Source organism: Limosilactobacillus caviae, assembly GCF_014635905.1.
Taxonomy (GTDB): Bacteria; Bacillota; Bacilli; order Lactobacillales; family Lactobacillaceae; genus Limosilactobacillus; species Limosilactobacillus caviae.
The window spans coordinates 1-17,373 of record NZ_BMDS01000001.1 but is presented as its reverse complement, the minus strand read 5'-3'; the positions used below and the strand labels follow the sequence as shown (position 1 = coordinate 17,373).

The following is a 17,373-nucleotide window of genomic DNA, read 5'->3' as shown; positions in this document are numbered from 1 at the left end:
TTAAAAAGGTTGATACGGGGACTATGATTAGCATTGAAATATGATTATTAATTTTTTTATTTTTTGAGGGGGAAATAAAATGTTATCAAAAAATAATCGGAAAGAACAATTTTATAAGCAAGAGCCTAAAAAGCAGCGTTTTGCAATAAAAAAGCTAACTATCGGGGTTGCTTCTGTTTTGATTGGATTTACTTTTATGGGTCTTAGTGCCTATGCGGCTGATGACGTAACCCCTGAGACTAATGGCGGGGTACAAACACCTGCCGTTATGCGGATAGATAATGATGCTAATGCTGCTTCTAGCGGCAATCAGCAGACTTCATCGGCAAAAGCAAGTGAAACGAATGCAAATAATGCTATAAACGATGCTGAAACCACTAAAGGTGCTGCTCCAGCTGATGAAGGCCAAGCTAAAGAGCAAAAAGCAACCACACCAGCACCCGCTACGAATAATGGCAATATCATAAATAAAAATGCGGTAATAAATGCGGCTACTGAAAATAAATCGCAGGTCAATGACACTGTTAAAGTAGGCAATTATTCTGAATTTTTGACTGCATTAGGTAATAAAGACGTCAATACCATTACTTTGACTGGCAATATTGATGGGAGTAGTCAGCTTCCTAATTCGCAAAATTCTTTAGCGGATTACGATCAAATTACTAACCAAGGGGTAGCGCACACTGTTACCATCAATGGTCAAGGCCAGTACAGCTTGAAGATGGGTGCGCGGTATATTTACTTTACTAACAATACAGAAACTAATAATAACCATTGGAATATTACTTTTGCCGGATTAAGTAATATTCAGGCGCAAAATATACAATATGGATTATTATGTATCCAGACAAATGATCCATCGAAAGATTCAATTAATTTTAAGAATGTTAATGTAGACGCGACAACGCTTAATGCCGGTTATGGCAACGGTGCTGTAAATGTCACGTTTTCTGGAAATAACGTCCTTAAAGGAGAACTTAGCGGCAATAATGCTTTAGTACAAACTAATAATCTAGAAATTAAAGATGGGACGACGACCGTAACGCCAACTGCTAATAATGCAACTGGTGCAACGAGCTTTAATGTGGCCGGAAATGCGATTATTGATTCTAATGCTAAATTAAATATTGTAAGTACCGCTGATAATATTGCCGGAATTACATTTACCACGGGTGCGGGCAACCAAACTATTGATAATGCAACAACGGGTGTTTTGCGCCTAATGCCGAATGCACAGGCAGTAATGAATTTAAGTGCCGGTAAGTCGATGGCGGTAATGAATGCTAGTGATATTGATTTACAAAATGGGTCGCAACTAAGTGTTAATACTAAGATGAATACCACTGGTTCCCGTGCATATGCCCCAATTGAACTTGATTCTAAGGGTGATGCAGCTGATAGTACTGTTCAAATTGGTAAGGATGCTAAGTTAGCGATTATTCGGACGGGAGTTGCCCACTCTGATTCGCCGTTATTATCCATGGGTCCTAATGTTGGCTTGGGGAATAACTACCATTTACTAGTTAATGGCGGTAGCCTTGATTTACAAGATTCGGCTAACTCTGATTTGTGGCCGACGACAGCAGCAAGCAATAACTATCAGGAAGGCTGGCCTGGCATCATTACAATGTGGGGGACGAGTAGTACTGACCAGATTCAATTTACAAATCCAAAGTTAGTAAACATTGTACGTACAAATACAACAACTCGTGGCAGTTACCTAATCCACTTGGATAGCGCTGGTCCCCGGAAGAGCTCACTGCAAATAAATTCAGCAGACACAGAATATGTAACGCCAATCACGATGCGGACTGTCGGATCAACTGAACCGACAACGTGGAACATTAAGTATTTGAGTAATGCAAGTCAAGGTGGCGATTGGGCTTACAGTTTCCAAAAGCTTACTAATAATAATACGGATTATTATTTCTATGGTTCAGAATATATGAATCACGCGGAAAATGTTCCTGCTCGTGGTAATAATGAAGTGATTTTGGCTGCTATGCCAACTGATACCGGGTACACCAGTTTTAGCGGTGGAAACTACCTTGATAATGATGGAAATAAAGTATCTTTGGCAGAGGGGCAATCAAAAGCTTCTCAAGCCCTGAATAATTTCATCAATCACTTTAGCTGGTGGAACGGCGCTGGCGTAACGTTTGGTAGCGACCTTCAACAAAAGAATGAATATCAGCCGACTTATGAAGGAACCCAAGTAAAGCAGGGCCAACAAGCTGAAACCAAGGCGCCATTGTTTAAGGACGCTGATAATAAAGAAGTTAGTGCTCCTAACGGGGTAGAGTTTTCGTTGGGTGCTAATACCCCAGATTGGGTAAAGAGCATTGCAAGTAACGGTGCGATTACAGTTGCTCCAACAACTCAAACTAATGTTGGCTTATACAATATTCCGGTTAAGGTTACGTATTCGGACGGGACGATTGACAATGTTGTGGCACCAATTTATGTTGGGGACGCAACGCACACAATTGTGTTTGGCAATAACGGTGCCGTTGCGGTTGTAACAAATCCATTGTTGCTTCACCAAACAACGGCCCAATCTATGAATGTTGACGCAAATCAAGCGGTTAAAGAGTTTGATGTTTACACCTCTGATTCGACTGATCCAACAGTTCTTAATACAACTCCTGAAAAATTTGCCTATAACGATGGGCAATTTATCGATGGTGTTAACAACTTAGGCGGAACAGACCTAGTGAACTGGAATGGTGAATTTTCAACGGTAACTTCACCAGCAACCTTATCTGCTTCAAAGACCGGTAACATCACAATTACATTTTCCGAAGACACATTGCCGGTTAAGCTGGGGATCTTTACGGCAAACTATAAGGTAAATACTAATGTTTCTACTACATTGGCTGGTGCAGTTCTTAAAGAAAATGCAAACCTGACGATAAGCAAGGGCAATACTCCAGATTCAACGCAGCTTAAATCATTAGTTAATAATAGTGTGCTTGATACACTGCCTAGTTCAATCAAGGCAATCAATTATGAATTGGTACCGGGAACAGACACGAATACAGTCGGTAAACAAGATCTTGCCATTCGGATTATCTTTAATGATAAGGATGCCAGTGGAAATAATACTTATCTTGATTTATCCCCAATTCAAGACGGACTTACTGTCATTGCGGATAAGACAGATGCCGAAAAGAATGATCCAGTAGGCCAGAACATTACGACTGACTTGAATCAAGTTCCAGCAGCAGAAAAGGGAATTGAGAACGCCGACCTATTAACTAATGTTCAAAAGATTGCCTGGAGTGATGAAGCTCAGGTGGCAAACGATGTTAAGACCGCGGGAACATACAATGAGGATATTACTGTCACGTATACTGATGGCTCCAAAGATACTGTTGCAATTAAATTGACGGTCATTGACAATCGGACTGATGCCGAGAAGTACACTCCGCAAGGTCAAGATATCACTGTTAAGAAGGGTGAGACTCCAGATCCGACAACTGGCATCAAGAACAAGGGTGACTTACCAGATGGCACAAAGTACACTTGGAAGAATACTCCTGACACAACCACCCCAGGCGATAAGCCAGCAGTAGTTGTCGTAACGTACCCAGACGGTTCAAAAGATGAAGTACCGATAACAATCCATGTCACTAATCCCCAAACAGATGCCGACAAGTATGCTCCACAAGGTCAACCGGTAACAACTGACGAGGGGACTGTTCCCGCTGCTAAGAATGGGATTGCCAACCTCAATGACCTTGGGACCCCAGCGCCTAGTGTTGCTTGGACTGACCCTGACCAAGTTAAGACTGATGTTCAAACACCAGGTACTTATAAGGGTGTTGGGATTACGGTTACCTATCCCGATGGCTCCCAAGACACGGTTAAGGTTGATTTGACAGTTAAAGAGCCAACAGTTAAGGATAGCGATACCTACGAACCAAGCTATTCACCTGTTTCAACAACCGTTAATAACCCGGTTACCACCACCCCAAGCTTTACTAAGAATGGTCAGACTGTTCCTGTATCAAACGTTCCAGTCAAGAAGTTCAGCCTTGGCTCAGTTGATCCTGCCGCTGGGGCAACGATTGATCCAACGACTGGGAAAGTAACGATTAAGCCAACCAAGAGCGGCGATTACACAATCCCCGTTACCGTAACCTATAATGATGGTTCGGTTGACCACCCGACAATTACGGTTAATGTTACTGATGGTACTAAAGTTATTAACCCTGGGGATGAAGGTACCACAGACAATATGTTTAAGACGACTACTCGGAAGATTATCGTTAATAACCCTTACACTGGCAAAGCAAATGTAACCACCCAGAACGTTCAATTCCAGCGTTCTAAGACAGTTGACGCGGTTACTGGCAACACTCTTAGCTATGGTGACTGGACTATTAAACCGGGCACAAGCGATGTATGGGAAAACTTCACTGCTCCTGAGTTTACTGGTTACGTTCCAGAAACAGCGGATGTTCCAGCAGTAACTGTCACGGCTGAAACAAAGGACACAACTGTTACAATCAATTACAACCCAACCGACGCTATTAAGTACACGGCAGAAGGTGGCAATATTACGGTCAACAAGGGTCACAAGTTGACTGATGGAGATGCTGCCGATGCAATCGTTAATAAGACCAACTTACCATCCGGCACTAAGTACACTTGGAAAGATGCCCCTGATACTAATGTGGTTGGGGAACGAAACGGAATTGTTTCCGTAACTTATCCTGATGGGTCCGTTGATGATGTGCCTGTAATGGTTCATATCACTGACGATGCCGATAAGTACACGCCAGAAGGACAACAAATTACGATTAAGCAGGGCGACCCAGTTCCTGATCCAGCAGATGGTATCAAGAATAGGACTGATTTGCCAACCGGCACTAAGTACACCTGGAATGTTGCGCCAGATCCATCTAAGGTAGGGAAACAACCAGTCGTCATTAATGTTACCTACCCAGACGGCTCACGAGATCAGGTCCCAACAACGGTAATTGTTACTGAACCAACGACCCCAACACCAAATAAAACTGACGCGGACAAGTATGATCCAGAAGGACAAGTAGTTACAGTCAATAAGGGTGAAAAGCTTCCCGCTGCTAGTGAAGGAATTACAAATAAGGGCGACCTTCCACAAGGCACCAAGTATAGCTGGAAGACCCCGGTTGACACGACTACATCAGGCGATAAGCCAGCCGTCATCACTGTTACCTATCCCGATGGTTCTGTTGATGAAGTGCCGACAACCGTTCATGTCAACCCAACAGATGCCGATAAGTACACTCCTAAAGGTCAAAATATCGCGGTTAATAAGGGCGCCAAGGTACCAGCTGCTTCAACTGCCATCACTAATGGATCTGATTTGCCGAAGAATACGACTTATACTTGGGAAACTACTCCTGACACAAATAAGGTTGGTAAACAGCCAGCGGTCGTTGTTGTCACTTACCCTGATGGCTCAAAGGACACTGTGCCGGTAGTTATTACGGTTAAGAACCCAGCAACGCCAACACCAGAAAAGACTGATGCCGACAAGAATGATCCACGTGGCGGTACGATTGATGCAACGCTTGGTGAAAATTTGGCTAATAAGGCGAGTGAAGGAATTGTCAATAAGAACGAACTCACGAACGTCAAGAGCTACACTTGGACTAATGGTACGCCATCAACCATGACTGCTGGATTAACAATGCAATCGGTCACGGTAACTTACGATGATGGTTCAAAAGATGTTGTTCCAGTTTATGTCAACGTTACAAGTGATGCCGACAAGTACACGCCAGAACCGGCTGTGGTTACGGTTAAATCAGGCGAAATGCCAAATCCGGCTGATGGTATCAAGAATAAGGGCGACCTTCCACAAGACACCAAGTATAGCTGGAAGACACCAGTCGATACGACCACCCCAGGCAACAAGCCAGCCATTGTTGTCGTTACCTATCCTGATGGTTCAAAAGATGAAGTGCCAACTGTGGTTCATGTAACGAAACCGACAGATGCTGATGAAAATACGCCAGTTACCCAGCCAATCAATACGGTAAAGGGGCGGGTACCAAACCCAGCTGACGGTATTAAGAACCTTAAAGATTTGCCAGCGGGGACAACAGTTAACTGGACTGATCCCGATAAGGTTGCCCAAGATGTTAATACGACTGGCGATCACGATGAGCAGGTTATTGTCACCTACCCTGATGGTTCAAAGGACACGGTCAATGTCACTGTTAAGGTTACGAATGATATTAAACCATTGCCATGTAATAAGAATAATGCAGCCATGAACAGCGCGGTTACCCGGACGATTATAGTACTTAATCCTGATGGGACAAAGACCACGTCAACCCAAACCGCCAAGTTTACTCGTGACGGGGTTGAGATTAACGGTGTGGCTCACTACAACGCATGGCAACCGGCATCACAAACCCTTTCAGCGGTAACGATTAATCAAATCAAGGGTTACACTGCCAAGGTTAATGGGGATGCTGGTGAAGTGACTGTTAATGGTGATAGCACTGATATGACGGTTGAGATTAGCTACCAGGCTAACCAGCCAGTTGGTCAAGAAATCACCACTAACAAGGGTCAATTACCAGATCCAAGTGCTGGAATTAAGAATAAGAATGACTTGCCAGATGGCACTAAGTACGAATGGAAAGATACGCCAGATGTAAATACTGCTGGTGATAAATCTACGACAGTTGTAGTCACTACCCCTGATGGAACTAAGACTGAAGTGCCTGTTACGATCCATGTCCAACCAACTGATGCTGATAAGTACACTCCAGAAACGCAGCCGGTTGTAACGCCGAATGGTCAAGTTCCTGGTGCTAATACTACGATTAAGAACCTTGATAACTTACCAAGCGGTACCAAAGTTGACTGGGCTGATCCAAACAAGGTTACTCAGGACGTCAAAAACGATGGTACGCATTCTGAAAAGACTGTAGTAACTTATCCAGATGGTTCAAAGGATGTCGTGACGGTAACTGTTAAGGTCGTTACACCGCAAGGACAGGATATTTCAACTAATCAAGGTCAGTTGCCAAATCCAGCAGATGCAATTAAGAATAAGGATCAAATGCCAGCAGGAACCAAGTATGTTTGGAAGCAAGCACCAGATGTAAATACGCTCGGTAACCATGCCGGGGTCGTTAAAGTCACCTTCCCTGATGGTGCAACATATGATGTTACTGTTCAAGTTCATGTTCTTGCAGGCACAAACTCAAGCAGTAATAGCAATGAGAACGGTGAGATGAACACTGGTGCTAATAATGCTGGAACAAACAACAATGTGAATAATGAAAATGGCACTAATGATGGAAACACCACTCTGAACGCCAGTGCTGCAAATGCAAATAACAGTCAACTCAGTGCCGACAATACTGCCGCTACGAATAACAACGGCAGTCAGCAAGCCATGAAGAAGTTACCGCAGACTGGTAATGATTCATCCAAGCTTAGTGCGTTAGCCGGCTTGAGCCTTGCTTCTCTTGCAGGTATCTTTAGCTTTGCGGGTCGTGATAAGAAACGTAAGGCTGATAAGTAATTAAACTAACTGATTCCCCCTCTCAGAGTCTAGCTTAAGTACGATACCGAAATTAAAGAGCGTGAATACTCGTTAAAATGATGAGTATTCACGCTCTTTTTATCTGGCTATAAATCAATAAAATTGCTTAAATGTAGATAGGGGGATGCACGAAAAATGCGATTGAATTAAGAGGAATAAATCTCCCTAAAATAACGATAGGTGTTGATGAATAACGTATACAGGAAGTTAATGCTTGATAAGCAAAGTTAGTAAAATCTACGTAGAAGTTGAATGAAAAACTTTTCATGTGTTCAAAAAATCTTCTAAAAAAAGTATTATTTTTCAAAAACGCTAAACGCTGATGTGGCAAGCATTTATCAATGATTAACCAAATTTTGGTAAAACGCTTACGAAAATAACTTGATAAATAGGGTTGCCTTTTTCCTTAGAAACTATATATTAGTAATTGTAAACAAGTTATGTGCACTGTTAATTTGTATTATTTATTCGTCAATAAAGCCTAACAAGGGGGACGTAAATTTATGTTATCGCATAATAACTGGGAAGAACAAATAAAGAAATATGAACCCAAAAAGCAACGTTTCACCATCAAGAAATTATCTGTTGGTGTAGCGTCTGTTTTGCTTGGTGTGACATTTGCTGCAGGAACTGCCTCAGCAGATAGCACCACAGCAAATGCTGATTCTGCTTCTGGAAGCGACTCAGCAGAACAAACTGATCATAATTTAACATTAAACTCAACTAGCACTTCTACTTTGAAGTCTGCTACAGCTGCTAGCCAAAGCAACAGTGCTTCAGCTGCTGTCCAAAATCCAGCAGGTGATGTTAAGGCACAAGCAGCCAACGATTACGAAGCTGCCGTTAGCGCTGCTGTTGCTAATGCTTCTAGTGATGTAGCTAGTGACGCTGTTCAAAACAGCAGTGCTTCATCAGTACAAAGCTCATCAGCCGCTGATTCAAGCGCTCAAGCAAGTGCTGTTAAGTCAACAGCTACACAAGCATTTTCTGTAAGATCAGCAGCTGTAAATAACTTCAACTATGCAAGTGTATTTGCAAGTTTAGCTGCAATGCAACAATCAAATAATGACAATGCTGCTGCACAAGCTGATACTAACGCTGCTGATAGTGAATACAGCAACTACAAGACAGTTACTAATGCTTATGAACTTCAAAATGCTATTAGTGACTACCGTATTAGCGGTGTTAACGTTAAGGGTAACATTAACCCATTTGGTGATTTAAACATTAACCGTGCTTTCACTATCCATGGTGTTGACGGCGCCGTATTGAACCTTAGTCAAAACAAAATTGTTAACAACGGTCAGTTAACCCTTGTTGATGTAACCGTTAATGGTTCTGTTACTGGTAACGGTACTGTTAATATTAAGGGCACTGTTAATTCTAATGTTAATGACTTTAATTCAGTCACGTTTGGTAGTGTTAACGAATTAAAGCAACAAATTGGTAGTACTTTATCTGGTGCCAGCGTTAATAACTGGAAGGCAGCAAACATTGCAGCTTCCAATGTTAATATTGAACAAGGTGCTACATTAAATATCAACCGTTCAATTACTGGTGACGGTATTGCGGAACCTGACGGCGGAAAGATTAATGTTGATATTAATGCTAGTTTGAATGTCAATTTAAAGGACGCACAAACAGCCTCTCGTGCCAATGAACAAAGCTCAAGTTTAGATAATGCGAGCGCAGGTGTGCGGATTCTTGATAATGGTACATTTACTTCTGGCGATAGTGCAAAAATTAATATTCACGCTGGACATGGTCGTGCTGTTGTAATTAATGAACCATTTGGTGGAACCGGTGCGGTTGCTAGTAATACTATTCTTGGAGAATGGGAAAATGGTCGTACAGGAGACCGTTCTACTGAAGCTGCTAAGCACCGTAATACTATGATTCTTGGTGATAGTACTACAATGAACATTACTGGTCGTGGTGGTATTGTTTTAGGTTACACTGCAACCTTTGTAACTGGTGATCACAGTATTATCCATATCGATAACCAAGGTAATGGTGAAGGACTTCTTCTTGATGCTAACAGTAAAGTTATTGTCTCACCTCATTCTCAATTATTAATGACTTCTAATGGTAAGAACGCTTCTGGTTCCTACGATGGTGGTAACTATATTGGAATGGGACAAGATGCTAAGTTCCGTGTTGAGCACGATGCGGTATTCCGCTATAGGCTCACCAACTCAATGAACAATGAGAAACGTCCATACGCTGATAACTTTAACATTATTTCTCAAGCATCTAACACTCATCCAGAAGTTTATGTTGGTAATAATGCAACATTCGATGGACAAAGTGATTACGATGATTACTATGGTGAAATTTTTGCGTTCTCATTGACTTCTGGTGCTAATACTTCCACTGTTTTCCAAATTGACGGTGCTAAGTACGTTAACTGGGAAAAGAATTCTCAGGTTATTCGTCATAATGGTGCAGGTAACTTATTCTACTCAATGGACGCTGGTTTAATTGATGCAACTGGTCAAAAGTACTATGTCTTCAAGTGGAATAATAAGAACTTAAATGACAATAACTATACTTTTGATGATTCAAGTTCTGAGAGCATTGCACAATCAATCGCAAACTTTAAGAATAGTTCTGATAAGTACTGGACTGATATTGAACACTTAGCAACTAAGTACAGTAAATCTGGGAATACTGCTGAATGGCCAGGACACGTAGTTAGTGGGAATGATATTACTGCTGGTTCAGGCTATAATCCAGTAGATAAAAAGACAGGTACTCCAATTGGTAACTACAATACTGGAGACGGAGATGACGCTCATACTACTGGTTTTGATCCGTTGAACTCTCAACGTCTTGTTTTAGTTGCCTCAATTATCCCAACTCAAGAGGATAAGACTAGTCAAGAAGTTGATAATTATGATGTTAAGATTGTTTACGATGAAAATCTTAAGCCAGGCCAAGTTCAACTTGTTCAAAAGGGTGTTAACGGGTTAAAACGTACAACAACCACTACTTATTACAATGTTGATCCTTCGACAGGTGAGAAGACTCTTGATACTTCTAAGGGTATTAACGGTGTAAGTACTACAACAACCGTTCTTAATCAAAAGCAAGACGAGATTATTCACATTGGTAAGCAAACTGCTACTATTAACTACCTTAAGCAAACTGGTAATAGTACAGCCACACCAATTACCGATGAAAATGGAAAGGCAATTGGTGGTACTGTAACTGGTAAACCGGTGCAAACTGATGCTCAAGGCAATGTTAAATTTGATGCGGCTGGCAATGCAACTGCTAACACCATTGATTACACTAACTATGAGTCTGATCTTAATAATGCTGAAGAGAATGCATCTGGCTACAAATATAGCGCAAATGACGATGAATGGGCTCAAGCTGTTAAAGATGGGACTAATAAATACAATGTTTCTGGTTTAACTAAAGAAGCTATTCAAAAAGCAGCTGAAAATGCTGGGCTAAACACTGTAGCAACTATTACTAACGAAGGCCCTGTATTTAATGTTGTTTTGAAGAAGGCAGTTAAAGAAAATGCCAGCTTAAAGATCGTTGATGATACTGAAAATGGCAAGACTTTAAACATACTTAATGCTACTGGTGATGAAAACACTGCTATTAGTTTTGAAAATGGTGCATCAACTGTTCAAGATTACCTTAACAAAGGCTACAAGTTCGTTAGCGTTGTAAGTGATGCTAATGGCAATATCTTGTCAACTACTAATTATGATGCAGCTAACTTTGGTAACTACGATACTGATCCTAATAGTGACCAAAGCTTCACTGTTCATTTGGTACACACCTATGCTCCAGTAAATCCGAATAACCCACATGAAGGTGTAAACCCAGATCAATACGAAAAGACCGTTAACGAAACTGTCCACTATAAGTACAGTGATGGTAGCAAGGCTGCAGATGACAATATCCAAACTTCTAAGTGGAGTAGAACTCTTACTTTGGATAATGTAACTGGCAAAATTGTTCCTAACGGTGAATATGATAAGGATTGGTCAATTGAACCTGGTCAACCAACTGAATACAAGCAAGTGGATTCTCCAGTTATTAAGGGTTACTACGCAGATCAAGCAAATGTTCCTGCAACTAAAGTAACTCAAGATGACATTGAAAAGACTGTAACCTACAAACCGCTTGGTCACATTATTCCAGTTGATCCAACTACTGATGACCCAATTCCAAACGCACCACAACCACAGTTCCCTAACGATCCAAACGATCCAACTAAGGGTAACCCTGGTGAAAAACCAACTGTTCCAGGTTACCACCCAGAATCTGGTAAGCCAGGAGACAAAGTAACTCCAAACCCAGGTAACCCAGGTGAAGATGTGAAGGTTCCTTACGTTAAGGACCAAGGTACTGTTTCAGTGATCTTCCACGATGACACTACCGACAGCACCATTCCAAACGTTGGTTTCAACTCTGGTGATGCAGCAGCTGATACTCCTGTAACTTACAACCCTGAAAAGAGCATTTCTGATCTTGAAAAACAAGGTTACGTATATGTACGTACTGAAGGTACTCTTCCTGATAAGGTTGAAGCAAATAAGAACATTACAGTTACTGTTCACATGAAGCACGGTGTACAACCAGTAACACCAACTATGCCACCAACTGATGTACCAAAGAACACACCAAAGGAAGCCCAACCAGATCAATTGACAAAGAAGGTTAACTTAACTGTTAACTATGTCAACGCTGATGGCACTGCCTTCACTGGTAAAGTTCCAGCTAACGCTAAGCAAACTGCTACATTTACTGGTACTGCTTATGTTGACAAGATTACTGGTAAGCTTGTAAATGCTAAGCAAGAAGATGGCAAGTGGGTAATTAATACTGATGACACTGCAACTCCAGAAATTACTTGGACTAGCGACAAGACTTCATTTGAAGGAGTAACTTCACCAGCTGAAGAAAATTACCATGTATCTAACGTTTCAAGCCATAAAGACGGCGACAACGTTGCAGCAATTACTGGTCTTACTAAGGATTCTGGCAACATTGATGTTACTGTAACTTACGCTAAGAACGGTACAACTGTAATTAATGGTAAGAAGGTAACACCTACCCAAACTGTTAAGTTCGTTGATGGTGAAGGTAATGAACTTGCAAAAGCAATTACTACAACTGGTGCTGACTTTGTCTACAGTGGAGACACTCGTGATGAAGTAACTGGTCAGATTACTAAGACTGGTAGTTGGGATAGTACAAGTCATATATTTGGTACTCAAGATGTTCCGGTAATTGATGGTTACGTTGCGGTATCTGGTTACACTAACCAAAACGGTAAATTTGTTGCAGGTGGGTTAACTGCTACACTTGATGATCCAAATGTAGTTGCAACCGTTGTTTACCAAAAGGTTGGTAACATTGTTCCGCAATTACCAGATGGTACTCCGGTTCCTAATCCAGACAAGCCGGGTGAAAATGTACCAAACAAGCCGTACACTAATGATCCAACGAACCCAACGGATGTAAATCCAAAAGAACCGGTACCGAACATTCCTGGCTATCGTCCAGAAGTTCCTACTGTAACACCAGAAGTTCCAACTAAGGATACTCCAGTTGTCTACAACCAAATCCAAAAGGCTGACTTGACGATTGTTGATCAGGATAACGGCAACAAGCAAATTGTTGCTTCAGGAGTAACTACTAAGTTTGCTGCTGATGGTATTAACGGTGAAGCAATTACCTTTACTGGTAATGAAGCTGCTGTTAAGGCCCTTGAAAACATGGGCTATGTATATGTTGATTCTGACTTTACTAGTGGTACTAAGTTCGATGGCGACGGTGCTACTGACCAGCACTTCACCATTACGATGAAGCACGGTCACCAACCAGTTAACCCTAATGAACCAGGTAAGCCAGGTCAACCAATCAACCCTAACGATCCAGAAGGTCCTAAGTACCCACAAGGCTCTGATCAAGTAACGAAGAACGTTACGCGGACAATCCAATACGTGGACGAAAATGGTAATAAGGTTAGTGATTCAGTTGAACAACCAGTCAACTTCACTGCTGAAGGGGTTCTTGATAAGGTAACTGGTCAATGGGTAACACCATTAACTTGGAGCGGTTCCCAAACTGTTAACGGTGTTAAGTCACCAGTTGTTGAAGGTTACCACTTAGTAAGTGTTGACCGCGATGGTGAAGGTAATAACGTTAAGGGTGTAACTCTTACTCATGAAAATGACAGCTACACGGTAACGGTTAAGTACGCTAAGAATGGTAAGATCATTCCAGTTGACCCAACTGGCAAGCCAATTCCAAACGTACCAACACCACAATACCCAACCGATCCAACAGATCCATCAAAGGTAACACCTAATGAACCAGTACCTTCAATTCCTGGATTAACTCCAGAAGTACCAACTGTTACGCCAACTGATCCTGGTAAGAATACACCAGTTAAGTACAGTCAAACTGTTAACGCAACAGTAAATTACATTGATAATGTAACTGGTAAAACACTTAAGACAGATTCATTAAGCGGTCTTGAAGGTGTTAAGAGTGATTACTCAACGAAGAGTTCAATTGACGGATATGAAGCTCAAGGTTACAAGTTAGTAAAAGATGGCTTCCCTAAGGATGGTTATATCTTTGAAGTTGGTGGTGAACATACCTTTAATGTTTACTTGACACACACAACATCACCAGTAACCCCAGACCACCCAGGTGCAGGTTACAGTGCAACTGACTTGAAGAAGACTGTTACCCGAACAATCAACTACTTAGATGGTCAAGGTAATGTTGTTGCTCAACAAGTTGCTCAATCATTTGACTTTATCGCTAATGGTACTGTTGATAACGTAACTCATAAGCTAGTTACTGTTGTAGATGGTAAGATTACTGGTGCTGGTGAATTAACTTGGAACGCTGCTAACCATGACTTTGATGCTGTTGAATCACCAGCAGTTAAGGGTATGCATGTAACTAATGTAACTCCTGCTGATCAACGTGATGGTAACAACGTTGCAAAGACAACTGTTAATGCGCAAAGTGGTAACATCATTGTAAATGTTTACTATGCATCAAACGGTACTCACCAAGACGGTGCCAAGAACCTTCCATCAACACAAACCGTTACATTTGTAGATGAAGCTGGTAATGTTCTTCATGTTCCATCAACACTTGACTTTACCTTTGTACGGACACCAGATGTAACTGATCCAGAAGGTAACGTTACAGAAGGTACGTGGACAACTGGTACTAGTCATACTTACAAGACAGTTAATGTTCCAGTAATTCCTGGTTACGTAACTGACCGGACTGTTGCTGGTGGAATGACTGCAACTATTGATAATCTAGATGTTGCTGACAAGGTTGTTTACAAGAAAGTTGGTAAGATTATTCCGGTAGATCCAACAGGTAAGCCAATTCCAGGCGCCCCAACACCGGATTACCCTAATGATCCACAAAACCCAACGAAGGTAACTCCTGATGAACCAGTTCCATCAGTACCTGGTTACACTCCAGATGTACCAACAGTAACACCAGGTGTACCAACTGTAGATACTCCTGTAACATACCGTCAAAACGTTCAAGCAACGGTAACTTACATTGATGATGTAACTAACACAGTTCTTGACAGTGATTCATTAAGTGGTCTTGATGGTAAGAAGAGTGACTACTCAACTGCTGGTAAGATTGCTAACTACGAATCACACGGATACGCCTTAGTAAGTGATGACTTCCCTAAAGATGGTTACACATTCTCTGTTGAAGGAACCCACAACTTCACGGTTCACTTGACTCACAGCACTAGTCCAGTAAACCCAGATCATCCAGGTGCAGGTTACAACAAGACTGACCTTCAAAAGGATGTAACACGGACTATCTACTTTGTGAACACCCAAGATGGAAAGCAAGTTGCTGAACCAGTTAACCAAACAGTAAGCTTCACTGCTAATGGAACCGTTGATAATGTTACTGGTAAGTTGGTAACAGTTACTGACGGCAAGATTACCGGCCCAGGTGAATTAACTTGGACTTCTGCTCAAGATGTGAAGGGTGTTCAATCACCTGCTGTTAACGGTATGCATGTAACTTACGTAACTCGTGATGCTGATGGTACTAACGTTAAGGGCGTATCACTTACTCACAATGACTCAAGTTACGATGTATACGTAAACTACGCACCAAACGGAACTACTAACGAACACGGACAAAACATTCCGGCATCACAAACAATTAAGTTTGTTGATGAAAGTGGCAACACGCTTCGTGAAAACAATGTTCAAACGAGCGAATTTGTCCGGACTCCAGATGTTGTTGATGCCTTTACTGGTAAGACAATTACTGAAGGATCATGGAATGAAACTAGTCACAAGTTTGATGTAATCGACGTTCCAGTAATTGAAGGTTACGTTGCTACAGTTAAGACTGCTGGTGGATTAACAGCAACTACTGATAATCCAAACGTTGTAACAGAAGTTGTTTACAAGAAGGTTGGTAAGATTATCCCTGTTGATCCAACAGGCAAGCCAATTCCAAATGTACCAACTCCGGAATACCCTAACGATCCAACAGATCCAACTAAGGTAACGCCAAATGAGCCGGTACCAACAATTCCTGGTTACACTCCAGAAACACCAACAGTAACGCCAGAAGTACCAACTAAGGATACACCGGTTAAGTACACACCAGTTGACAATACTCAAAACGCTCAAGTTCGTTACATTGACTTGACTAACAATGAAGAAATTGCCAACTCTGGTAACTTAAGTGGTCAACCTGGTGACAAGATTAACTACAGTACCGCTGACACAATTAAGAGCCTTACTGACAAGGGTTACGTCCTTGTAAATGATGGCTTCCCAGCAGATGCAGCCTTTGATAATGACAAGGGTCACGATCAAGTCTTCACTGTTACATTCCGTCATGGTACACAACCAGTTAACCCTAATGAACCAGGCAAGCCAGGTCAACCAATCAACCCTAACGATCCGGAAGGTCCTAAGTACCCACAAGGTTCCGACCAAGTAACAAAGAATGTTACCCGGACTGTTCAATACGTTGATGAAAATGGCAACAAGATCAGTGATCCAGTTGAACAAACTGTTAACTTCACTGCTGAAGGTGTCCTTGACAAGGTAACTGGTCAATGGGTAACTCCATTGACTTGGAGCGGCAGCCAATCTGTTGCTGGCGTTAAGACACCAGTTGTCGAAGGCTACCACGTAGTTAACGTTGATCGTGACGGCGATGGCGTCAATGTTAAGGGCGTAACGCTTACTCACGAAAATGATAATTACACGGTTACTGTTCAGTACGCTAAGAATGGTAAGATCGTGCCAGTTGACCCAACGGGCAAGCCAATTCCAAACGTACCAACACCACAGTACCCAACTGATCCAGAGAACCCAGCTAAGGTAACACCAGATGAACCAGTACCATCAATTCCAGGCTTCGTTCCAGAAGTACCAACGGTAACTCCTACTGATCCTGGTAAGGATACACCGGTTCACTACACTCCAGTTGTTAACGACCAAAACGCTGTTGTTAACTACGTTGATCAAGATAACAACAACGCACAAATCGCAACTTCTGGTAACTTAACTGGTAAGCCAGGCAGCCTAATCGACTACAGTACTGCAGCAACGATTAAGCAGCTTGAAGACCAAGGCTACGTTCTTGTAAGTAACGGCTTCCCAGCCGGCGCAGTCTTTGACAATGATGACAATACTACGCAAACTTACACGGTTGTCTTGAAGCACGGTACAACTACCTTCAAGCCAGATAAGCCTGGTACACCGGGTGAACCAATCAACCCTAACTACCCAGAGGGACCAAAGGTTACAAATGAG

General features: G+C 42.0%; 2 protein-coding genes. Both read left to right on the top strand.

Going from position 1 to position 17,373, the window contains the following annotated elements:
* The first annotated feature begins 79 nt into the window (after positions 1-79).
* Positions 80-7,534, top strand: coding sequence for a Rib/alpha-like domain-containing protein (locus IEU90_RS00010; protein ID WP_188357552.1), 7,455 nt, complete (start codon positions 80-82; stop codon positions 7,532-7,534).
* A gap of 524 nt (positions 7,535-8,058) precedes the next feature.
* Positions 8,059-17,373, top strand: a 9,315-nt coding sequence (locus IEU90_RS00005; protein WP_188357551.1) for a mucin-binding protein, incomplete at its 3' end; no start/stop codon positions are given.